The sequence below is a fragment of the Bradyrhizobium sp. CCBAU 45384 genome, assembly GCF_028128665.1.
GTDB lineage: Bacteria > Pseudomonadota > Alphaproteobacteria > Rhizobiales > Xanthobacteraceae > Bradyrhizobium > Bradyrhizobium manausense.
Window position 1 is genome coordinate 161,043 of the sequence record NZ_LBIZ01000116.1, and the last position, 21,134, is coordinate 182,176.

A 21,134-nucleotide genomic window follows, 5' to 3' on the forward strand; every position below is an offset into this window, starting at 1 on the left:
CTTCTCGGCTCTCATTGGCTTGTTCCTGATACACGCACCGGATTCTACGGCTTGATCGACGAGGAAGGTGCTCACCCGCCCTTGACGGCGCCCGCCGTAAGCCCGGCGACGATCTGCCGCTGCGCGAACACCGTCAGCAGCAGCACAGGCAGCGTGACGACCAGTGCGGCCGCGGCGAGCGGGCCCCAGCTGAGCTGGTCGAACGAGATCATGTTGTAGACGGCCACGGGCAGGGTGCGGGTCTCGCGCCCGGCCAGTACGATGCCGAACACAAAATTGTTCCAGGAGAAGATCACCGCGAGAATGAAGGCGACCGCGATACCGGGCTTGGCGATCGGCAGCGCGACGTGCCGGAACACCTGCCAGCGGCCGGCACCATCAATCAGCGCGGCCTCTTCCAACTCCAGTGGTGTCGTCTCGAAATAGCCGATCATGATCCAGATCACGATCGGCACCGTCACGACCAGATGGATGATGATCTGCGGCACCAGCGTGCCGAGCAGGCCGAGCCATTGGAACAGCAGGAACAGCGGGATCAGATAGGACAGGCCGGGCGTGATGCGGGCGATCAGGATCACGATCGCCGATTTGTGCGCGGCCATGCGCGCAATCCCGTAGCCGGCGGGGACGCCGACCATCAGCGCAAGCGCCGTCGCGCTGCCCGTGACGATCAGGCTGTTGAAGAAATAGGTGACGAAACGGTTGGAGGCGAGCACGTCCGCATAGTTCTTCCAGGCGAAATGCTCGGGGATGAAGACCGGCGGGTACGCGGCGTTGTCGACCTCGAATTTGAGCGAGAGCGACAGCATCCAGAGAAAGAACAGGATGGCCGGCGACACGATGACCAGCACCGCGAACCACAGGCTGATCTTGCCGATGATTTGCTTCGGAGTCATGCGTCGCTCGCGATCTCGGTCCATAGCATGCGCTGGCGAGCGTAGAGCATCACCGCTGCAAGCAGGACAATCAGCAGGAAGAACACCACCGCGATCGCTGAGCCGTAGCCGAGGTCGTAGTAAACGAAGGCGACGCTGTAGAGGTAGAGGTTAATGGTCTCCGACGCAGATCCCGGTCCGCCCTGCGTGATCGCGAAGATGACGTCAAAGCTCTTCACCGCGTCGATCATGCGGATCATGCCGGCGATGAACAGGAACGGCATGATCAGCGGCAGGGTGATGAAGCGGAACACCTGCCACAGGCTGGCGCCATCGATCTGCGCGCTCTCATAGGGCTCGGTCGGGATCGCAGCGAGCCCGCCGAGCACGATCAGCATCACCAGCGGCGTCCATTGCCAGGTCTCGACCAGCACCAGCGAGGGGATCACCGTTGCCGGATGAAACACCCAGAGTTGCGCGGGAATCCCGACCAGGGACAGCAAATAGTTGAGCACGCCGAGCTGCGGGTGGAACATCATGGTCCAGACCAGCGCGATCGCGACGGGCGTAGCCATCATCGGCATGATGAAGATGCCGCGCAGAAAACCGCGGCCGGCGAATTTCTGGTGAAACACCACGGCCGCGAACGTCCCGAACACGAGCGGCAGCAGCACGGACAGCACGGTGTAGACCAGCGTATGTCCGATCGCCTCGATGAAACGCGGATCGCCAGTCAGGCGCAAATAGTTGGAGAAGCCAACGAAGGTGGTCGGCGAGCCGACCTTCCATTCGTTCAGGCTCATCCAGATCGTGAACACCCATGGGAAGATGATGATCGCGAGCACGACGACCAGCGCCGGCACCACGAACGGCCAATAGGACGGCGGCCGCAACTCCTTCTCCGGCGCGGCATCAGACTGTGCCGCGCGCGGAGCAGATTGTATCAACGTACTCACGCCTTTTCGCTACGCTCCAGGATCGGCCGGAACTGGTCGTGGGCCTTCTTCAGCTCTGTTGCGGGATCGGAGCCGGCCAGGGTCGCGGTGACAGCGGCGCCGACGAGATCGCGGAATTCGGCGACCGGGATGATCACCGGCAGGCCGAGCTTGCTGATCTTGGCGGAATCGATCACCGACTGCAGCCACTCCTTGGGCATCTTCACGCCCTTCTGGACCTCAGCATCGTTCAGGATCGAGTTACGGAACGGCACGCCGCCGCCAGCCTGCAACAGCCGTGCGCCCTGCGCCTTGGAGACCGCCCACTGACACAGCAGATAAGCCGCTTCCTTGTTCTTGCTCGCCGCGGTAATGCCGAGGCCGTCGCCGTAGGTGGCCGAATATTGGCCCTTCGGTCCGGCAGGCACGACGGTGTAGCCGACCTTGCCGACCACGCGCGAGGCGGCCGGATCCTCCAGCGGCGGCGCCCAGCCGACGCCGTCGATCCACATTGCCGATTTGCCTTGCGTGAACGAGGCCATCGACTCCATCCAGTTGAAGCCGGCGACGCCGGGCGGGGCCATCTTCGTCAGCAGGGTCTGGTAGAGCTTGGTCGCTGCGACGGCCTCCGGACCGTCGGTCAGGATGTTGCCCTTGGCATCAAGGAATTCGCCGCCATAATCGAGGAAGAAATTCGTCCACAACGTCATGTTGGCGTTGCGCAGGCCTCGGCCCACGAAGCCATACGTGCCGTCCTTGGCATCAGTGAGCTTTTCGGCGGCTGCAACCATGTCATCCAGCGTCTTGGGCACCGCGACGCCCTTCTTCTGGAACAGCTCCTTGTTGTAGTAGAGGATGAAATAATCGACCGACCAGGGCAGGGACAGCATCTGCCCCTTGTCGTTCTTGCAGTACTGCAGACCTGCGGCCGAGAAATCGCTCTCGACCAGGTCAGGCGCGGTCAGCGTCGGGTCCTTCATATAGGGCGTCAGATCGGCGAGCCAGCCGGCCTTTTCGAACTGCCGCTTCTGCACGTGATAGCTGAGATGCACGACGTCGAAGCTCGGCCGGCCCGAAGTGAGCTCGATGACGCACTTCTGGCGCTGCTGCTGCTCGGGAATCTGTTCCGATTCCACCTGAATTCCGGTGAGATCGGTGAACTCCTTGATGTTCTTTTGCAGGTTGTCGCCGCGCGGCCCCTTGGCGAGGATCACCTCCAGCTTGGTGCCCGCATATTTCTTCCAGTTGACCTCGGCGCGAGCCGGCAATCCCGTCAGGCTGAGCGCGCCAGCCGCAGCGGTGCCCGTCAACAGTGTACGGCGCGAGATCTTATGGTCAGCCACTTTAGTCCCTCCCTCTGATTCAATTCTTTGGGAGGGATACTAGCGACCGTTCCACGCCTGCCTAGTCCTAATTTGGGCGTTACGGTCGCACGGCTGGCGTTTCCATCGGCATTCCGCGGGCCCGCGACATCAGATAGAGCTCGAGAGCGACCAATTCGGGCGCGCCGTAGTCATAAGCCTGGGCGCGCACGCCGGCCATGCAATTGCGCAGGCGCCGCTCCAGGGATCCCAGCGTCTGCCATTCCAACCGATAGAGCGGATATCCGGTCGGTTGCCCTTGGGTGATCGGCGAGCCCGCAAGGTGCTTGTCAAAGTTGTCGTCATGGCAGTTGGTGCAGGCCAGGTTGAGCTGTCCCTCGCGCTGCATGAAAAGGCTGCGCCCCTGTTCGACAAAAGGTTTTAGCTGTGGATCGTCGCCCGCAGTGATCGCAGCGCCGCGCGACTGATGAGCAACGAAGGCTGACAGCGCCAGGATGTCGCGGCTCTCGTAAGGCAGGGGGCTCGCCTGCTGATGATTGGCACGGCAGAGGTTGATGCGCTGGTCGAGGGTAACGGGGCGCCCCAGCGTCTTGTCGAAGGTTGGATAGCGCGCCGCGACGCCTTTCATGCTGCTTCGCGCATCGCCGTGACAGTCTGCGCACGCTTTATCGGCGCCGCCGGCCTTCTTGCTCCACAGCGCCTCGCCGTCGAGCACAAATAGCATGCCTGGATTGGAGGTATCGTCATCCTGCATGGCGCGGGTGTCGGCACCCATGAAGGAATAGCCGGAGCGGCGCGCATCGGCCGGGATCTCACCGGCGAGCAGGGCAGAGGTCGTAGCGACAAGCGTCGCCACTGCTATCGCGCGCCATGAGATCATTCGACCGTGATCGATGCCGATGCGGTGGACGAATAGCCGTTGTCGCCGATCCATTCGAACTCGAGCTTGCCGCTCTCTTTGGCGATCGTAAAGAAGGACAAGTACGGGTTGGCGGCGATCGCCGGAAACAGATCGGCGCGAAAGATCTCGGTGCCATTGTAGCGGCAGGTGAAGCTCGTGATGATATCGCGCGGTACCAGCGCGCCATCCATGGTGCGGCGGAAGCCGGTTTCCATGATGTGCGAGGTCAGCGCGCGGATCTCGATGACGTCGCCGCGCTTGGCCTTTGAGGGGACGTTGATGAGCGCGGCCATCAGTTCACCTCCTCGGTGCAGGCGGCGAGAGTCACGACAACATCCGCCGTGACCTGCCAGAAGCTGTCGTCGGAGAGGCGGGCGATCGCAACCACTTTCTGGGTGTCGGCTAGCCGGATTCGCGTCGAGATTTGCGCGCGGCCGCAGGACGGGCTCAGGTAGAAAGTTCCGATGTTGGGCTGCGGGTTCTTCTCGTTGAAGACGTGGATGCTCTTGACGTAGTCGTCCGCCGTCATCGGACTTGTGACGCTGACCGTCATCGGCACCGTGTTGCCGTTCTCGACCAGCGGCGGAATGTCGAGCTTGACCTTGCCGGTGCGAATGGGGGCTTCGCCGACGATGTTCCGGATCGCACTGCTGAGCATCGCAGGCGTTGCTTCGACCGGCCGCAGCGTGACGATCCGAATGACCGTAACGCCGCCAGCCAGGCTCAAAAATTGTCGTCGCGTCGTTGGCATAAGCGGTCCTAGTCGCGAAGGGTGGCGAGAAAAGCCACGATGTCCTCGATCTCTGCGGCCGATAGTATCGGCTTGCCGGTGAAATTGCGTCCGACGCGGACGAGGCCGTCCGCACGGTAGTAGGACGGCATCATGGTGGCCGGGTTGAAACGCGAGGCGTCAACCAGACGAAGCCGCAACTGGCTCATTGTCCAGCGGTTCCCCGTGCCAGCGAGATCGGGCGCCAGGTCGCCTTGGAACCGCACTTCCGGGAAAGGACCGGAATGGCAGAGGATGCAGGTCGTCGTGCGTGTCGCCACCAGCGTGCGTCCCCGCGCGGCGTCGCCGGGGGCGCCGGTCAGCGATTCCGGAATCCCGTCGCCGACGATCTTGTAGGGCGCGAGTCCTTCGGCTTTCGCGCTCGCGATGACGGCGAGACCGGCGGCAATCAACGTGGCCATATGGGCGATCGACCTAGCCAAAGGTGCCCGCCGTGATGGTTTGAAACCAGCGCTCCGCCTCGGCCGCTTCCCGGGTGCGCAGCTCACGCGGCGCATCGACCGGGCTCGTAGTCCCGCCTTCGACCTCGGCAAAGATGTCGCCCCTTGGCCGGTAATTGCCCGTGAGCGAGAAGCCATAGCCGGGTGCGACGATGTTGTAGCAGACGCCGGTCAAGCGCGGCGCTTCCAGCGCACGATCAGCGAGCAGATTGACGATGGCGGCGGCGCACGCCTTGCCTTGCGCGCTCGCGGCCGCTGCTGATTTGGGGATGCCGCCGCCGAGGCAGGCGTCGCCGATGACATGAATATTCTTGACGAGCTTTGACTCGAAGGTGACAGGGTCGATCGGGCACCAGCCGGTGGCGTCCGCAGCGCCTGCGATTTCGGCAATGCGTCCGGCGCGCTGCGGCGGGATGACATTGGCAACGTCAGGGGTGTAATTGCCGAATTCGGTGATGATGGTCTTGGTGGCGGGATCGACCGAGGTGACGCGACCGCCTTGTGACAGGCCGACCCGTTCGATCATGTCTCCGTACAGCTCTTTCCACGCCGTCTCGAACAGCCGTTGCTGCGAGAAATTGTCCTTGGCATCGAGGATCAGCACTTTCGAGCGCGGCTTCTTCGTCTTCAGATAATGCGCGATCAGGCTGGTGCGCTCGTAGGGCGCCGGCGGACAGCGCGAAGGGTTGGCAGGAATCGCGATGGCGACCGTGCCGCCATCGTCCATCGCCTCCAACTGCCTGCGCAGCAACAGCGTCTGCGCGCCAGCCTTCCACGCGTGCGGCATTATTTCCGATGCGGCCTCGTCATAGCCGGGCAAGGCTTCGAAATGGAAGTCGATGCCGGGCGAGAGCACGAGGCGATCATAGGGCAGCGCGACGCCGTCGGCGGTCATGACGCTGCGTTGCTGCGGCTCGATAGTGGCCACTGCATGACCGATCACGGTGATGCCCTCGGCGGCGAGCTTGTTGTAGTCAAACTGCTGCGCTTCGATGTCGCGCAGGCCTGCGATCACTTGGTTGCTGAAAGGACAGGCGGTGAAGACCGCATTGGGTTCGATCAGGATGACTTGCAAGTCTGCCTGCGCCCGCTTGAGCGCGCGGGCGCAGGCAGCCCCCCCGAAGCCGCCGCCGACCACGACGACGCGGCCCGTCGATTGCGCACATAAGAGCGATGGCCGCGCCAATGTCGCGGCCGCGGCGGTGATGCCGAGCGCGGCAGTTCGCCGTGTCATCGGTCGCGCGGTCATCAGGATCATCCAGTCAAAATGCCGCGGCGGCCCTCATGGCCGCCGCGGTGCTTCCTTAGGCAAAGGTGATGTTCTGGTCGCGCAGCGGCACGGAACGGATGCGTTTGCCGGTCGCTGCGAAATAGGCGTTGAGCACCGCCGGTCCCGCAACGCCGATGGTCGGCTCGCCGACACCGCCCCAGAAACCGCCACTCGGCATCACGATCGATTCCACCTTCGGCATGGCTGCGATACGCATCGAATCGTAGGTATCGAAGTTTGTCTGTTCGACGGCACCATCCTTGACCGTGATGCCGCCATAGAACAGTCCGCTCAGGCCGTAGACGAACGACCCGGCGATCTGCCGTTCGATCTGGGCCGGGTTGACGGCATAGCCAGGGTCGGTCGCCGCGACGATGCGATGTACCTTGATCTTGGTGCCGTCGGTGACGGAGATCTCCGCGGCCGCCGCGACGTAACTCCCGTAGGAGGCGAAGTGCGCAAGTCCGCGGTAGATGCCCTGCGGCGGCGCGGTGCCCCAACCGATCTTCTCGGCCACGGCCTCCAGCACCGCAAGATGCTTCGGATGGTCCTTCATCAATTTGCGCCGGAACTCCAGCGGGTCCTGCCCTGCCGCATGCGCCAGCTCATCCATGAAGCATTCGACATAGATGGCGTTCTGGTTGACGTTCACCCCGCGCCAGAAGCCCGGGATGATGTGCGGGTTGCGCATCGAATGCTCGATCAGGAGATTGGGCACCGAATATCCAAACGGTGCATCGCCCTTGGCATTGAGGCCGGCGAAGGTCGCCGGATCCATGCCGTTGACCAGCGCCTCCGGCCGCAGGCTCGCCAGGATCGACTGGCCGGAGATCCGCATATGGAATGCCGTAAGGTTGTTGTCGGCATCGAAGCCTGCGGTCAGCTTGCATTGCGTGACCGGATGGTAGCGGCCATGCGTCATGTCCTCTTCGCGCGTCCACAGCAGCTTGATCGGCGTGCCCGGCATCTGCTTGGCGATCAGCACGGCCTGCCGCACATAATCGGTCTGGCCGCGCCGGCCGAAGCCGCCGCCGAGCAGCAACTTGTTGACGTCACATCTCTCGGCCGGAAGTTCTGACGCTTCCAGCACGGCGGCGAAGGCCGCCTCGCCGTTCTGCGTCCCACACCAGACCTCGCATTTGTCGGCCGTATAGAGCGCGGTGGCGTTCATCGGCTCCATGGTGGCGTGGTTCTGGTAGGGATAATTGTAGACGGCTTCGACCGTCTTCGCCGCACCGGCGAGTGCAGCTTTGGCATCGCCATTGGAATTGCCGACATAGGCCGGACCGCCATCGAGGCCTTCGGCCAGCCACTTTGCGATCGAGGCGCTGGAGACCTTGGCGTTCTCGCCTTCATCCCAGACAATCGGCAGCGCATCGAGCGCCGTCTTGGCGTGCCAGAACGTGTCGGCCACGACCGCAACCGCGGTGTCGCCGACCTTCACCACTTTCTTCACACCTTTCATGTCGGCGATCTTGGCTTCGTCATAGCTCTTCAGCTTGCCGCCGGTCACAGGGCAATCCTTGATCGCGGCGTTGAGCATGCCGGGCAGCTTGACGTCGATGCCATAGACGGTGGTGCCGGTGACCTTGTCCGGCGTGTCGAGCCGTTTCACGCCCTTGCCGACCAGCCGCCAATCCCTGGGGTCCTTCAGCTTGACGTCGGCCGGCGGCGTCAGCCTGGCCGCGGCTTCGGCGACCTTGCCGTAGGTCGTGGTCTTGCCCGACGGTGTGTGGGTGATGATGCTGTTGGCGGCCGTGCATTCGGAGACGGGCACTTTCCAATCATTGGCTGCGGCCTGGATCAGCATCATGCGCGCGGTGGCGCCGCCTTTGCGCACATAGTCGTGCGAGGCGCGGATGCCGCGGCTGCCGCCGGTCGAGTAATCGCCCCAGACGCGCTTGCGGGCGACATTCTGGCCGGGCGAGGGGAACTCGGTGGCGACCTTGGTCCAGTCGCATTCGAGTTCCTCTGCGACGAGTTGGGCAAGGCCGGTCAGCGAGCCCTGACCCATCTCAGAGCGGGCGATGCGGATCATCACGGTGTCGTCGGGTCGGATCACGACCCAGGCATTGACCTCGGGCGAGCCGTCAGCCGCGCGAACCACGGTAGGGCCGCCGAACGGCAGGTCGAAGCCGATCGCGAGGCCAGTGCCCACAGCGGCGGTGCCGATCACGAAGGCGCGGCGGTTCATCTTGGGAGCAACGTGCTTGTTCATGGGCCGGCTCCCTTACGCGCTTGCGATCGTGTGGATCGCCTCGCGCACCTGCTGGAAGGTGCCGCAGCGGCAGATATTGGTGATGGCCTCGTCGATGTCGGCGTCGGTCGGCTTCGGCTTCTCGCTCAGCAGCGCCGCTACCGCCATGATCATGCCGCTCTGGCAATAGCCGCATTGCGGAACGTCCTGAGCGATCCAGGCCTCCTGCACCTTGTGCAGCGTGGCGCCAGAGGCGAGCCCTTCGATCGTGGTGATCTTCTTGCCCTCGGCCTCGGCAACCGAGATCCCGCAGGAGCGAGTGGCGACGCCGTCCATGTGCACGGTGCAGGCGCCGCATTGCGCAATGCCGCAGCCATATTTGGTGCCGGTCAGGCCGGCATTCTCGCGGATCGCCCAGAGCAGCGGCGTATCTGGCTCGACATCGAGCGTGAAGTTTTTTCCGTTGATTGTTAGGTTTGCCATCGCAAGTCCCCTGATTGGCCCATCCACCGATGGACTCAGTGGCGCAATGTGTCCGGCAAACTGGAACCTTTCAAATCAACAGTCTGAGGGATCGCCACGAAGATTTCCGCAGTGGCGGGAAGATTGTCGATCGTGCGGTGTTGTGCGCACTTTGGGATGGCCCAGGAAAGCTCGCGCTGGATGAGCAATTGCCGGTTCCGGTCGTTGCCGCCGGCGCGGCCGCAGCGCAAAATCAGACCTGACGTCCCCCAAATTCAGGGCTGCGACTGTGTGCGGCTCGCTTGACAGCGGGACAACCTGGGCGTGATCGTTTGCGGGACAACACCGGGGCGCCATCGATTGCGGCGACCCCGGCGGATTTCCAGGCCTGTCGGCGATCAAGATCGGCATTGCGACGAGAACAGCTTTTTCGGGGGTGCGGCATGTCAAGGAAGGTGATCGGCTGGTCGGTCGCGGCGTTCGTCGCGATTGTTCTTGTCTTCAACTATCTGCCCTCGCTAGTCGCCGACTCCATCTACAAGAATGTCGACGACATCACTGATGGCGAGATGCCCGCCACCGTCACCTCCTTTGAGTCGGGACCGGATATCGTCAGCACGATTGGTGGCAGCGGGGAGGGGTTGAATTGCAGCCTTCCTGCTCTGACCAACGTCTTCTTCGATGGAAGCAGGGATTCCAGGGGCAAGCGTCATCTCGTCCTGCAGCGGTTCCGGCAGGCCTGCGTGTTCCATGACCTCTGCTACCGCCACGGCCTCGCCACCTATGGCTATAACCAGAACGATTGCGACCGCATCCTGCAAAATGCGGCGTTCCGGCTGTGCACCTATATTCGCAACGGCAGCGGGACCGGCAGCGCGACGCGCTGCCAGACCGATTCGAAGATGGTCCTGGCAGGCGTCAGCATGGGTGGATACAACGCCTTTCGCGGCTGGGATCGATCGACCTATTTCGAGTTCGAATCCGATCCGTTCCGCTCGAATGGATTCCAGGCGAGCCGCGTCGTGGATCATCCGTTCAAGGCCGTGGATCCGGTCAAATATCGCAACGATCCGGACCAAGTCATCCTGTCGTTCGAGAACGTTCGATCCGACATCGCCGTAACCTGCATGACTTGCGGACAACTTCCGGTGTTCGAATACACGCAGGATCCGAACGAGGTCGACGCCGAGCTGCGCTCGGTCGGCGTGACGAAGCTGCCCGAGGCATTGCTCAAGCGCGAGCCGATGCTGTCGGAGACGGTGCCGATCTGGCTGCCGCCGCGTCGTCATCATGCCGCGCCGCATTTGCTGGTCGACAGCGCCGGCAAGCATCATCTGATCTGGATGAGCCGCAACAATCGGCAGGACACGATGTCCTGCATCGTCGGCGCGGATGCCGCGCGGCTTCTCACCAATACGCTGCCTCGGCGGGATCTCTGCTCGAAAGATGCCGGTTCCTCGTTGAGCATGGTGGAGGTCGACATGTTCGCGACGTCTCCGCTGCCGATGGAAATTCCGGGCGCGATCGACCCGATCTACGCGACCGCCATCAGCCCGCAGAAGACGATCGACAATGATCTCAGCTTCTGCTCGCGTTCGGCATCGAGGCCAATCGATCAATCCGGTCATGACGACCAGTCCAAATGCATCCGCTTCTCCGGGGACGACGTCAGCAAGGGTGCAGCGCTCGGCGCGTTCCAGGACTTTCAGGTCATTCGTCCCGGACAGCAGATCGTCTTCGCGCGGGACGTCGACCAGCGGACGAACTCGCCGCTGACGGCGATCTGGCAGCGTGTGCTTGGCGATACCTTTTCACCTGCTGGTGCGCTGCTCGTGATCGACGTCGCGCCACCGGCCACGCCCAAGGGGCCTGCGTTGGCCAAGCTGAAGAAGATCGTCCGGTTCAATATCGACGATCGCTTCGATCCGATGATGCCGATCACGCGCAAGATCGACGATCTGCGTTTCCTGAGCCTGGAGGCATCGAAGCAGACCGTGCGCCTCCGGACGATCGATTTCGCCAAGGATAATCCCGCCGTCGGTACTGTCCGGCTGACGATGGGTGCCAAGGACCTGGATCTGGATCGCTCCTGGGCCGCACGGCCTGTGATGGTGCTGGAGACCCGGGATGCTCAGCCCAAGACGAAGCTGGTGTTCTCGCGCGGTGAAATCGCAATCGACCCCGACAAGCCGGTCTCTCCGGATGCGACGACGGAAGCGCTGATATTGCAGACGCTGGTGTTCGAACGCGACGCCGCGGCGCCTTCGGATGCGCCATTCGTGAAATCGGCGGGGGCGGCTTGCAGGATCACCTATGAGTTTGCGCCCGGTCATGCCGACTGGCCGTGCTATCGCGCCTTCGAGCCTGATCGTTCGATGCGGGCCTCACCGGCTGCGCGAATGCAGGCCTCGCAGATGCTGATCGGGCATTTCTCGAAGAGCGCGGGCCACGCCCTCGCGTTTCCCGATGCCTGCCTGAAGTCGGAGCCGATCATTCTCGCCCCACAAGGGAATACGTTCATGCCTGTGAGCGGGTCTGCGGGCTGGGCAGGTCCACCGAAGCTGCGGCGCACGATCACATGCGAGCCGCTCGATACGGCCACCGTCGTCAGCCAGCCGATCGCGCAAAAGGCGCGCTGAAGCACGGCCTGCTTCACCGCCAGTCGCACAAACTCGAAAACAACCCCATGCACAGTAGAAGGGCCCTTGAAGGGACAAGGGCTTTTTCAGATGTGGACGCGACGACACCTTGAATCGCGTCGACGTTGACACGTCGGGCAAAACACCGGCACGACAGACACCATCAAAGCTTTTTACACTGAAGCCAGGTGCGGATGGCCTCGATGAGTTCTGCCTTGCGTTCCAGCGGCAGCCAATGCCCGGCGGGCAAACTCATGACAGTAAGGTCTGGGCAGGCCGCGCGCATCGGATCACCCTGGTGATTTCCGGTGATGCTGCAGATCTGATCAAAGTCGCCGTTGACGAACAGCACCGGCTGCGACAGGCGGCCGCCATCGGGTGCCTTGCGCGCGTAGGCGATGTTGGCATCGTCGTTCAGGTACCACGCGCAGGATGGACGGAAGCCGTGAGCCCCGAACGACTGCACCAGCACGTCGAAGTCCCCCGGCGGCCAAAGAGCCGGATCAGGTTCGGTCGGCGGGGCGCGGTGTGCGGCGCCAAAGCGCCCTCCGTTGCGCGTAACCGTTGCGTTCGGCGAAGGCTTGCCTGTCGCAGCGGGGTTGCCCGGCCGAAAGATCGACGCCGGTGACGCTGCGAGGTCTGCATCGAGGTCGGCGAAGGCCGCCTCGAAGTGCGTCGTGTAGTGACGGTAGTAGTCCCATTGGCCGTCCGGATATTGGTCAGCCGGGTAAATCGTTCGGTCGACCAGTGGGACGATCGTGCGCAGGGCGTGCCCGTCGGGTTGATACGCGAGCGAGGTCAGCACGACGCCACGGCTGCGCCTGGGCTCATGCGCGGCCAGTTCACCAACCACAACACAGCCCCAGTCGTGGCCAATCCAGATCGCAGGCTTGCCGCCAAGGTGGTCGTGGAGTTCCGCCATGTCCGTCACGACGTTCTCGATGGTGTAGGCGTCATTGTCCGCAGGCGTGGACGAGTCGCCGTAGCCGCGCAGATCAGGCGCAACGCAATGCCAACCGTCGGCGGCGAACGCGTCCACCTGAGCGCGCCACATCAAGCCGATGGACGGCCAGCCATGGACGAAGATCATCAACGGTCCGTCGTCCGGCCCGCTTTCGATGTAGTGCGTTGTCTGATGAGGCGGGTTGAAATGACATTGGTTGAGCTTTGGTCCGGCTCCAGAACCGATCGATCGAAGTGGGTCTGTCATGGTCGAACCAATCCGGTCGAATTCAGATCGTTCCCGGACGCGACCAGCTCCAGGCCTCACAACGCTTCCCGATTGAAACGAAGCGGCCGCTGCTTCTGCTTCACCCTCATTGGCGGACGCTTGGACAGCAAAGGAGGTAGCCAGCCTCGGGCCGATAGCAGTCAAACCTGCTATTGCGTGCCAAGTCCGACTGTTGGTTGTACCCGCGAGACAGCCGGCGGAATCCAGCGGCCGGTCAACACCTCAGACTTTGGGCCGTAAACCCGCATGGTGAGGTTGAAAGGCCCCTTCGGAGCAGGCAGCCAGTTGGCCTCCTTGTCCTTGCCTGGGCTTTCGTTCTGAAAGTAGAGCGTCAAAGAGCCATCCGTGTCGACCTTGAACGGCATCCAGCTGCTCACAGCAAAGCGGTTGAGCGCGTTTGCGACCTGAAATCCCTCTGAATCATACAGCGTGATTGACCAGAATGCCTGTGTCGGCGGCGTCGCGCCCTTCTCGAAGGTGATTGTGTATTTGCTCGACCCGTCGAGCGGTTTGCCGGTTTCATCGCCAAGATTGAGCGGGTAGATGGCATCTTCGGGCAGATTCGCCCCAAGACCTACTTGGGCGACGATCGCGCGCTTAAGGTAATAATTTCCGTAGACACCCATCGTGTCGGTATTCATCGACCAATAATTCGCAACGCGGGCGAGCGTTGGCACTTTCCAGGCCATCAACTTCTGTGCAGTCTCCGGCGCAAGTTCGACGGCTTTCTTGACCGCAGGTGCAAGGCCGGTGAAATCAAAGGTCTTGCCCGGCTCGATGCCGATCCGTCTCATCTGTGCGATGATCGGCTGATCGGTGGCGTGCGGGGGATGCAGCTTGAGAAGTTCGGCCGCATAGGCAAAGTATTTTTCCCCGCTCATGGTGTCGACCTGAGTCTTTGGCGGAGTCTTCACATCTACGGTCCGGTCAATGATCTGCTGGACTGGCTTGAGGGCCTGCCCCCATCCGGACAGGGGCGTTATCTTGTAGTTCGCCTGAATCCGTCGCACCGCCTCGTAGTCGGGCGGACCATCGGTCTTGGTGCGACCAATGATCCAAACGTAAGGCGTTGGCGCACCGATCCGTGTCATGCCGGCTGGAATCGTGCCGCTCCAACCCGGCGGCGTGATGAGATAATTTCCCGCTTGCGTGCCCGTGGTGCGCCAGCCGGGCGATGCGAAAACGTCGGTCCACATATCCAGCATGGGCATCAGATAGTAGCGCCCGCCAGTGTCAGGCACCGAGAGCACCAATGGTTCTGTGGTGAGATCGAGCCAGGCGGAGGAGTAGAGTGTGTCGAAATTCGGCCGGACAACTGCTTTCATCTCCGCGGGCGGAAATGCCGGGATGCTGACGAATGCGTTCATCGGGCCGCCGATACCGGTGCCAGGCTCCGAGTTGACGAGCTGCTTTCGAGTCACATCCATGGATATCAGCGGGTAGAGATAGATATAGCTGTCGGCGGCAATAGCGATCGCCTCCTGCTCCGTGATGGTTGCCGCGGCCTGCTGGGCCGCCGCCGGCGCGACGAGCGCTGCACTCAGCAAGAGTGCTGATGAGAACGCGACTAGCACGCGATTCATGATTTACTCCTTCCCTGCAATCCCGGCCGTCACATCGGTCCTAGACGCAGGTCGGGGCATGATTGCTTCGAACCTGTGTAGACCAACCCACTAACGTGGTTGTCTGAATGGCCGGCCTAAGAAATGATGGTCATTAACCCGGTGCCGTATTTGACTCAGATCAACGGATGTCCGCCCCGACGGTGCTGGGGCGAAATCGTTGACATCACCACTGAGACCCCTGGGGCATATCAGCCTCGAATGGTACGACCAAATTCCAAGTGTATGCTGAGCAGCTACAATCTGGCTCGAATGGCTAGCAGCCTTCGTCCGCTTCGGGTGCTCCTGACACTGACATATCCTCGGCCGTGGGATGCGGCAGCGATGGGCCAATAGGACATTCGCTACTATGGAAAAAGCCGCGCCACTGTCCTTATTCGATCACCTCGTCGGCGATCACGTGAAGAACACTGAATCCTTGGCCTTGGGCGGGACCTAAGCTTTGCATCTCCCCTTGGGATTGGAGGTAGGAATTGCGTGTGACCGCGGAGCGGGCGAATGTCCGATAAACCTCCCCCGGCGTCAGGCCTGGCTGCAACGTACGGTCGGAGAGGATGCAGCAAAGCCCGCTTCGCGCGCGCTTGCTCATGAGCGCGCGCCAGGTTGCCCTTGCAGGAGCGATCAGTAATCCCAGAACACGGGCACCCAGCGGAAGGCATCGCCGGCGATTGCGACATGGCCGACTGATGGGAACGGCATATGCGTGGCCACCAGCAGCTCGCCGCTTTCTGCAAGGTCGCGCAAGAGGCGGACGCGAACGCGCGCCGCCTCTTCGGGATCGTGCTCGAAGCCGTTGTGCCATTCGGGCTGGTCGAACCCGACGGCAAACACGGCGTCGCCGGCGAATGTCAATGCGTCCCCGCCGGACGCCACGCGAACCACGCTGTGTCCGGGCGTATGGCCGCCGGTGCGGCGAACGATGACACCGGGTGCAACCTCGTGCTGCGCATCGAACGGGCGTATCTGGCTGCCGTACATCTTCACGAACTGCCGGGCAGCGGCCCGAAGCGCATCCGGGAATCCCTGCGGCATGTTGGTGTGGGTGAAGTCGGGCGCTTCCCAGAATTTGAGCTCGGCTGCCGCGACGTGGATGCGCAGGTCCTTGCGCAGCCGATCCTTCACGCCGTCGACCAAGAGGCCGCCGACATGGTCCATGTGCAGGTGGGTCAGCACCAGGTCGGTCACGGATGCGAGATCGATCCCCGCGGATTCGAGCCGTTTGATCAACTGACCGGCCCGCGGCAAGTGCAAATTCGGGTCTGAGCCCAGCCCGGCGTCGATGAGGATGGTCTTGTCGCCGCTTCGCACCATCACTGCGTTGAGGGCCCAGTCGAACGCGACCGGCGGCAGGAACATGTCCTTGAGCCAGCTTGCCCGGCTTGCCGGATCGGCGTTGTGCGCCAGCATGGTGGTTGGCAACGGCAGCACGCCGTCGCTGACGACCAGTACGTCGATCTCGCCGATACGGACCGCATAGCGCGACGGGACGAGCTCTTCGGGTTTCGATTTCAGGGAAGCGTTGTGCAGATTCATGTTGGTCTCCTGTTGAAGGTCGCTGATGGCGAGTTTTTCAAAGAGCGGTGACGCGCTCGGGGTCGGCCGAGGCGAGGGCGGCGGCGCGCTCGGCTTTCGGCGGGTAGATCCAGACGGTGTTGATTTCCTGCTTGGTCTTCTTGGCGACATCGCCGACCATCTCGACCGTGCGTTCCCAGCCGCGGGTGAACAGCGCGCCGGCCTCGCCGAGGTCGAGGCAGGTGACATAGGCCTTCTGGTGATAAGGCCTGGTCGCAACGCCCAGCAGCTCGGCAGCAGCATTGTTGCCGGCGAAGGCGCCCATCCGCGTCGCATGCTGGCACGACATCAGCGCGTAATTGCCGACGTCGTCACACGCAGCCCGTGCGGCATCGCCGGTGGCGATGACGCCATCGACCTTCGGAACGCGTAGGTCACGGTCGACCAGCAGCCGGCCGAACTGGTCGCGCTCGGCCGGGATCTGCGTCGTCAACGGAGCTGCGCGGATGCCGGCAGCCCAGATCACGGTTTCGCATGCGATATGTTCGCCGCTGGAAAGCGTAACGCCTGATTTGTCGAGCGAGGTAACGCCGGCACCGAGCCTGGTTTCGACGCCGAGCTTGCCGAGCGCCTCCTCGATGATCGGACGGGGGCCCGGGCCCATGTCGGGCGCGATCGCCTGGTTGCGGTCGACAATGACCACGCGCAATTCCGCATCGTTGCCGAGAATCCTGCGCAGGCGCGATGGCACCTCGGTTGCGGCCTCGATGCCGGTGAATCCGCCGCCTGCGACGACAACGGTATTGCGTGCCATCGAGGCGGGACGGTTCGACAGGCCGTGCAGATGGCGGTCGAGCGCGATGGCGTCATCAAGCTGGTCGACGCTGAAGCCGTGCTCGGCCAGGCCCGGAACGTTCGGCCGGAACAGGCGGCTGCCGGTGGCGATCACCAGCCGGTCATAGGACAGCTTCCTCTTCGTGCCTTGCGCGGCAGCGATCTCGACGACCTTCGCCGCGGTATCGATCGCCTCGGCATGGCCCCTGACATAGACGACGTCGATCGCCTTCAGCACGCCCTCCAGCGGCGCCGTCAAGGTTTCGGGTTTCGGTTCGTAGAGCCGCGGCCGAACCACCAGCGTCGGCTCGGGCGCGACAAGCGCGATCTCGAGCCTGTCGGGCGAAACGCCCTGGATCTCGCGCAGGCGGGCGGCGGAAAGGGCGGCATACATGCCGGCGAAGCCGGCGCCGATGATGACGATGCGCATGTCTCGTGTTCCTTGGTTGAGATGATTGCAATGGAGCGAGGGTGTTGTTTACGCGTGATCTCCGCGCAAACGCGTTCCGCTGATGTCGCGAGGGAAAACCGCTTCGCACTTTTCCGGATCATGCTTCAGGCCGTCACGAACTTGAGCAGATCGGCGTTGACGATGTCGGGATGCGTCGTGCAGAGGCCGTGCGGCAGCAGGTCGTAGATCTTCAGGGTGCCGTGCTTCAGAAGCCGGGCCGACAGCGGCGCCGAGTCGGCAACGGGAACGATCTGGTCGTCGCCGCCGTGCAGGACCAGTGTCGGCACCGTGATGCTTCGCAGGTCCTGGCTGAAGTCGGTCTCGGAGAAAGCCTTGATGCCGTCGTAATGGGCCTTGCTGCTGCCCATCATGCCTTGACGCCACCAATTCCAGATCGCCGCCTGCGAGGGCTCTGCGCCTGGGCGATTGTAGCCGTAGAACGGCCCGCTCGCGAATTCGAGGTAGAACTGCGACCTGTTGGCGGCGAGCTGCCGCCGCAAGCCATCGAACACCTCGAGCGGCAAGCCACCTTGATTGGCCTCGGTCTTGAGCATCAGCGGCGGCACCGCGCCGATCAGCACCAGCTTGGCCACGCGGTCTCGGCCATGACGCGCGACGTAGCGCGTGGCCTCGCCGCCGCCCGTGGAGTGGCCGATGTGAACGGCGTTGCGAAGATCGAGATGTTCGGCGAGCGCCGCGACGTCGGCGGCATAGTGGTCCATGTCGTGGCCGTCGCTGATCTGGCTCGAGCGGCCATGGCCGCGGCGATCATGCGCGATCACGCGAAAACCCTTGCCGAGGAAGAACAGCATCTGGGCATCCCAGTCGTCGGCGCTGAGCGGCCAGCCGTGATGGAAGACCATCGGCTGCGCCGACCTCGGTCCCCAGTCCTTGTAGAAGATGTTTCCGCCGTCGCTGGTGGTGACGTAGGTCGCGGCGTCGTACCTCCCGGTCGAGAGGGCGGCTGTTTTCATATCGCCGCCTGCCGCCGAGGTGGAGCGCAGGGTCATCGACGCCGCATACATGAGCGTCGTTGCGAGAATGCTTCGTCGCGAGGTACTCGCGAACTGGCTGACAGAGCTGATCAAGGCCATTTGCAGTTTCCGTTTCAGGAGTGGGGGCGCTGCGATTCCTAGCGAGCCGCACGTGCCGATGCCCCAGTGCGATTGACGTGATTGCAGCGCGATTGCTGCTAACGCACGCGCCGACGCCAATCGCTCGGCGATTCTCCGGTCAGTTTTCGAAAAGCCGCCGCGAAGGCGGTCTGCGAGGCGTAGCCGAGCGCGGCTGCGATCGAGACGACAGGCGTGTCGGTGTCGCGCAGCATGTTCATGGCCTGCTCAAGCCGATGCTGGCGCAGCCAGGCATGAGGAGAAAGTCCGGTGCTGTCCTTGAATGCGCGGCAGAAGTGAAAGCGCGACAGGCCGGCCTCGGCGGCAAGAGCCGCGAGCGACACGTCGGCATCGCTGTCCGAGCGCAGGCGCTCGATTGCGCGCAGCAGCGTCTTCGGCGCCAGTCCGCCTCTGGCCGGCGTGATGACGTTCGGTGAGCCGGTGTGCGCGGCAAGAAGGCGCGTGGCCAGCAGATCCATGAGCTGCTGCCTGAACAGGGTGTCCAGGGCCTCGTTGCCCTCCAGCACGTCTGCTGCACTCAGGAGCAGACGGGATGTCACGGGATCGGGATGAGCGGTTCGCTCCAGAAGTTCGGCCGTAGAGCCGGCTTCGGCTTCGTCCGCAACACGCCTCAGCGTTGTCTGCGGAAGATAGAGCTGGAGGACGTCGACCGGTTTTGGGATGTCCCACCGGGAGCTCGATCCTTCCGGAATGATGATCACGACGCCCGGACGAAACGTCCCGATCGCGATGGATCGTCCGGACCGACGCTCCATACGCTGGACCGAGCCGTTGTAAGCCATGATGACGTGGTGGTTCATGGGCTCCACGACGTCGTGCAACGGCTCGTGCTTCCAGTGCGCAATTCCGGCGCCGGATGCATCCAATGCCATGCGAAAAGGCACTGTTCCGAGCACGCGGGCCATCTCGGCGTCGGCAGCCGGCCGGTCGCCGCCCGGAGCGAGCTCGCGCCGGTCTTTCGGCTGGTCTTGGGGCTGGTCTTGGGGCTGGTCTTGGGGCCGGTCTTGGGGCCGGTCTTGGGACGCGGCGGGCATTTCGTTCGACGATTCGCGCAAGCTGGCGTTGCTCATGGAGTTTGACTCGCGTGGGGGCGCATCGCTGCATGCGCGACGTCGTGATCATGCCGTCAGCCGCCGCATGACGGGGCCGTACGGTATGTCTGCTGATCTCTGTTCAACGGATGGACCGGTGGTCGAGGACGTTTCGTCGCAACTCCGGCACCGTTGATTTGCGGGTTCTAGGCGGCGCGAAAAGCCGCGTCTTTCCTGATACTGCCCCGCCTTGCCTGATCCTGCTCCGCGGACCCGTTGCGCTCACAGCTTGCGTGCGTTTGTGAAAAGTCGTGATCCCCTCGTTGCGGTCGACGACGGACCCGAGTCGTACCGGCCCTCACCTGATCGTTCTGAAATCATTGCCAAATCTCGCGGTGGCGGAGCCGGGCCTGCGCGGCGGGCCCCGCCGAGTGCGACATCGGCAAGTCGTGGACAGCGATCGGTGAATGGCCGATACACCGTGTGCGAATTGGCAGGATGCAGTGGCCTGCGCGACCCTTCACGGAAGAAACGGGCTATGACCAGGACAGGCGCTTACGGCGAACGGTTCGGAGAGTTCCTTCGCCTCGAGCAAGCTCCGCCCTCGCTGCTGAGCCGTTCGCTGCGCAGCACCGAGATCGCCGTCACCGAAACGCGCAACCACAATCCCGTGCCGGGTCTTTCCGGTTCGTTCGCTCTGGAAGATGCCTATCTCGTCAGCCTGAAGCTGCGCGACTATCCCGCCTGCGAGATCTGGGAGCAGGGACGTCACCTCAAGAAGACGGATGTCCATGCCGGCACGACCTATCTGTACGATCTCAAAGCCGACCCGCGTTATGTGATCGACAAGCCGTTCCACTCTCTCCATTTCTATGTGCCGCATTCGGCACTCGATAGCCTCGCCGATCAGTCGGGAGCGCGGCGCATCGATGCGCTTGATTGCCGCCCTGTCGGGCATGATGACGCCATCGTCCGTCATATTGGCGCGTCCTTGCGCGAGGGCCTGCGCCGGCCCGATGAGGCCAATCAGCTCTTCACCGATCACATGATGCTGGCGCTCACCGCCCATGTCGCGCAGACCTATGGAGGTTTTCGGCAGACGGCCGAGACCGGCAGAGGTGCGCTTGCCCCGTGGCAGCTGGCGCGCGCTTGCGACAAGCTCGAAGCGGATCTCGGCGGCAAGCTGCCGTTGCAGGCCGTTGCGGCCGAGCTCGGCCTCTCGGTCAGTCATTTCTCGCGTGCGTTTCGTGCCTCGACCGGCTTGCCGCCCTATCGCTGGCTTCTGCATCATCGCGTGAGGACCGCCAAACGTTTGATGGGCGCCCACGGCGTGTCGCTGTCCGAGGTCGCGATTTCGGCCGGCTTTGCCAACCAGAGCCACTTCACGCGGGTCTTCTCGGCGATAACAGGCGTCAGCCCGGGCGCGTGGCGTCGCGATGCGCTGGGGGCGACGAGCCGCGAAGGTTGATTCCATCGCGGCCGACCAGCA

General features: G+C 63.1%; 18 protein-coding genes. 2 read left to right on the plus strand and 16 right to left on the minus strand.

Going from position 1 to position 21,134, the window contains the following annotated elements:
- Nucleotides 1–71: 71 nt before the first annotated feature.
- The 10 genes from XH80_RS30290 to XH80_RS30335 all read right to left on the minus strand — a co-directional run bounded on the left by XH80_RS30290 (nucleotide 72) and on the right by XH80_RS30335 (nucleotide 9,213).
- Entirely contained in the window at nucleotides 72–896 is an 825-nt protein-coding gene (locus tag XH80_RS30290; RefSeq protein ID WP_271601745.1) for a carbohydrate ABC transporter permease, read from the minus strand.
- Complete coding sequence (locus XH80_RS30295) at nucleotides 893–1,831, minus strand: carbohydrate ABC transporter permease (protein ID WP_057753437.1); 939 nt, start codon at nucleotides 1,829–1,831, stop codon at nucleotides 893–895. Before XH80_RS30295 ends, XH80_RS30290 begins: the two co-directional genes overlap by 4 nt.
- Nucleotides 1,828–3,153, minus strand: a complete 1,326-nt coding sequence (locus XH80_RS30300; protein ID WP_271601746.1) for an ABC transporter substrate-binding protein — start codon at nucleotides 3,151–3,153, stop codon at nucleotides 1,828–1,830. Before XH80_RS30300 ends, XH80_RS30295 begins: the two co-directional genes overlap by 4 nt.
- A 79-nt stretch (nucleotides 3,154–3,232) precedes the next feature.
- On the minus strand, nucleotides 3,233–4,012 hold the full coding sequence (gene soxA / locus XH80_RS30305; RefSeq protein ID WP_271601747.1) for a sulfur oxidation c-type cytochrome SoxA: 780 nt from the start codon (nucleotides 4,010–4,012) through the stop codon (nucleotides 3,233–3,235).
- Nucleotides 4,009–4,326, minus strand: coding sequence for a thiosulfate oxidation carrier complex protein SoxZ (gene soxZ, locus XH80_RS30310; RefSeq protein ID WP_271601748.1), 318 nt, complete (start codon nucleotides 4,324–4,326; stop codon nucleotides 4,009–4,011). The genes soxA and soxZ overlap by 4 nt, the downstream gene beginning before the upstream one ends.
- Nucleotides 4,326–4,784 (minus strand): SoxY-related AACIE arm protein, encoded by a 459-nt coding sequence (locus XH80_RS30315; RefSeq protein WP_271601749.1) that lies wholly within the window; start codon nucleotides 4,782–4,784, stop codon nucleotides 4,326–4,328. The genes soxZ and XH80_RS30315 overlap by 1 nt, the downstream gene beginning before the upstream one ends.
- Nucleotides 4,785–4,792: 8 nt before the next feature.
- Nucleotides 4,793–5,224: a sulfur oxidation c-type cytochrome SoxX gene (gene soxX / locus XH80_RS30320; RefSeq protein ID WP_442868690.1), complete on the minus strand. Its 432-nt coding sequence runs from the start codon at nucleotides 5,222–5,224 to the stop codon at nucleotides 4,793–4,795.
- Between the two features lie 13 nt (nucleotides 5,225–5,237).
- On the minus strand, nucleotides 5,238–6,521 hold the full coding sequence (locus XH80_RS30325) for an FCSD flavin-binding domain-containing protein (protein WP_442869188.1): 1,284 nt from the start codon (nucleotides 6,519–6,521) through the stop codon (nucleotides 5,238–5,240).
- Nucleotides 6,522–6,567: 46 nt separating this feature from the next.
- Nucleotides 6,568–8,751: a xanthine dehydrogenase family protein molybdopterin-binding subunit gene (locus tag XH80_RS30330; RefSeq protein WP_271601752.1), complete on the minus strand. Its 2,184-nt coding sequence runs from the start codon at nucleotides 8,749–8,751 to the stop codon at nucleotides 6,568–6,570.
- A 12-nt stretch (nucleotides 8,752–8,763) separates the two neighbouring features.
- On the minus strand, nucleotides 8,764–9,213 hold the full coding sequence (locus tag XH80_RS30335; RefSeq protein ID WP_057753426.1) for a (2Fe-2S)-binding protein: 450 nt from the start codon (nucleotides 9,211–9,213) through the stop codon (nucleotides 8,764–8,766).
- A gap of 422 nt (nucleotides 9,214–9,635) precedes the next feature.
- Here XH80_RS30335 and XH80_RS30340 point away from each other — a divergent pair, with 422 nt between their 5' ends.
- A complete protein-coding gene (locus tag XH80_RS30340) occupies nucleotides 9,636–11,831 on the plus strand; it encodes a hypothetical protein (RefSeq protein WP_271601753.1) in 2,196 nt (731 codons plus the stop codon).
- A gap of 163 nt (nucleotides 11,832–11,994) precedes the next feature.
- Here the strand turns inward: XH80_RS30340 and XH80_RS30345 are convergent, their stop codons facing one another.
- The 6 genes from XH80_RS30345 to XH80_RS30370 form a co-directional block, all read right to left on the minus strand.
- Nucleotides 11,995–13,041, minus strand: a complete 1,047-nt coding sequence (locus XH80_RS30345; protein WP_271601754.1) for an alpha/beta fold hydrolase — start codon at nucleotides 13,039–13,041, stop codon at nucleotides 11,995–11,997.
- A gap of 170 nt (nucleotides 13,042–13,211) precedes the next feature.
- Complete coding sequence (locus XH80_RS30350) at nucleotides 13,212–14,645, minus strand: DUF1254 domain-containing protein (protein WP_271601755.1); 1,434 nt, start codon at nucleotides 14,643–14,645, stop codon at nucleotides 13,212–13,214.
- Nucleotides 14,646–15,305: 660 nt separating this feature from the next.
- The gene (locus XH80_RS30355; RefSeq protein WP_271601756.1) at nucleotides 15,306–16,217 is read right to left on the minus strand and encodes an MBL fold metallo-hydrolase; all 912 of its coding nucleotides are present in this window, start codon (nucleotides 16,215–16,217) and stop codon (nucleotides 15,306–15,308) included.
- A 37-nt stretch (nucleotides 16,218–16,254) separates the two neighbouring features.
- On the minus strand, nucleotides 16,255–17,460 hold the full coding sequence (locus tag XH80_RS30360; RefSeq protein ID WP_271601757.1) for an NAD(P)/FAD-dependent oxidoreductase: 1,206 nt from the start codon (nucleotides 17,458–17,460) through the stop codon (nucleotides 16,255–16,257).
- Between the two features lie 125 nt (nucleotides 17,461–17,585).
- Nucleotides 17,586–18,455: an alpha/beta fold hydrolase gene (locus XH80_RS30365; protein WP_271601961.1), complete on the minus strand. Its 870-nt coding sequence runs from the start codon at nucleotides 18,453–18,455 to the stop codon at nucleotides 17,586–17,588.
- A gap of 218 nt (nucleotides 18,456–18,673) precedes the next feature.
- Nucleotides 18,674–19,684, minus strand: a complete 1,011-nt coding sequence (locus XH80_RS30370; RefSeq protein WP_271601758.1) for a helix-turn-helix transcriptional regulator — start codon at nucleotides 19,682–19,684, stop codon at nucleotides 18,674–18,676.
- A gap of 499 nt (nucleotides 19,685–20,183) precedes the next feature.
- Here XH80_RS30370 and XH80_RS30375 point away from each other — a divergent pair, with 499 nt between their 5' ends.
- Nucleotides 20,184–21,113 (plus strand): helix-turn-helix domain-containing protein, encoded by a 930-nt coding sequence (locus XH80_RS30375; RefSeq protein ID WP_271601759.1) that lies wholly within the window; start codon nucleotides 20,184–20,186, stop codon nucleotides 21,111–21,113.
- Nucleotides 21,114–21,134 lie beyond the last annotated feature (21 nt).

Excerpts from the sequence above, each read along its gene's own strand:
- XH80_RS30290 (WP_271601745.1), bottom strand. The coding sequence starts at position 896 with ATGACTCCGAAGCAAATCATCGGCAAGATCAGCCTGTGGTTCGCGGTG.
- soxA (WP_271601747.1), bottom strand. The coding sequence starts at position 4,012 with ATGATCTCATGGCGCGCGATAGCAGTGGCGACGCTTGTCGCTACGACC.
- soxZ (WP_271601748.1), bottom strand. The coding sequence starts at position 4,326 with ATGGCCGCGCTCATCAACGTCCCCTCAAAGGCCAAGCGCGGCGACGTC.
- XH80_RS30315 (WP_271601749.1), bottom strand. The coding sequence starts at position 4,784 with ATGCCAACGACGCGACGACAATTTTTGAGCCTGGCTGGCGGCGTTACG.
- soxX (WP_442868690.1), bottom strand. The coding sequence starts at position 5,224 with ATGGCCACGTTGATTGCCGCCGGTCTCGCCGTCATCGCGAGCGCGAAA.
- XH80_RS30325 (WP_442869188.1), bottom strand. The coding sequence starts at position 6,521 with ATGATCCTGATGACCGCGCGACCGATGACACGGCGAACTGCCGCGCTC.
- XH80_RS30330 (WP_271601752.1), bottom strand. The coding sequence starts at position 8,751 with ATGAACAAGCACGTTGCTCCCAAGATGAACCGCCGCGCCTTCGTGATC.
- XH80_RS30335 (WP_057753426.1), bottom strand. The coding sequence starts at position 9,213 with ATGGCAAACCTAACAATCAACGGAAAAAACTTCACGCTCGATGTCGAG.
- XH80_RS30340 (WP_271601753.1), top strand. The coding sequence starts at position 9,636 with ATGTCAAGGAAGGTGATCGGCTGGTCGGTCGCGGCGTTCGTCGCGATT.
- XH80_RS30345 (WP_271601754.1), bottom strand. The coding sequence starts at position 13,041 with ATGACAGACCCACTTCGATCGATCGGTTCTGGAGCCGGACCAAAGCTC.
- XH80_RS30350 (WP_271601755.1), bottom strand. The coding sequence starts at position 14,645 with ATGAATCGCGTGCTAGTCGCGTTCTCATCAGCACTCTTGCTGAGTGCA.
- XH80_RS30355 (WP_271601756.1), bottom strand. The coding sequence starts at position 16,217 with ATGAATCTGCACAACGCTTCCCTGAAATCGAAACCCGAAGAGCTCGTC.
- XH80_RS30360 (WP_271601757.1), bottom strand. The coding sequence starts at position 17,460 with ATGCGCATCGTCATCATCGGCGCCGGCTTCGCCGGCATGTATGCCGCC.
- XH80_RS30365 (WP_271601961.1), bottom strand. The coding sequence starts at position 18,455 with ATGAAAACAGCCGCCCTCTCGACCGGGAGGTACGACGCCGCGACCTAC.
- XH80_RS30370 (WP_271601758.1), bottom strand. The coding sequence starts at position 19,684 with ATGAGCAACGCCAGCTTGCGCGAATCGTCGAACGAAATGCCCGCCGCG.
- XH80_RS30375 (WP_271601759.1), top strand. The coding sequence starts at position 20,184 with ATGACCAGGACAGGCGCTTACGGCGAACGGTTCGGAGAGTTCCTTCGC.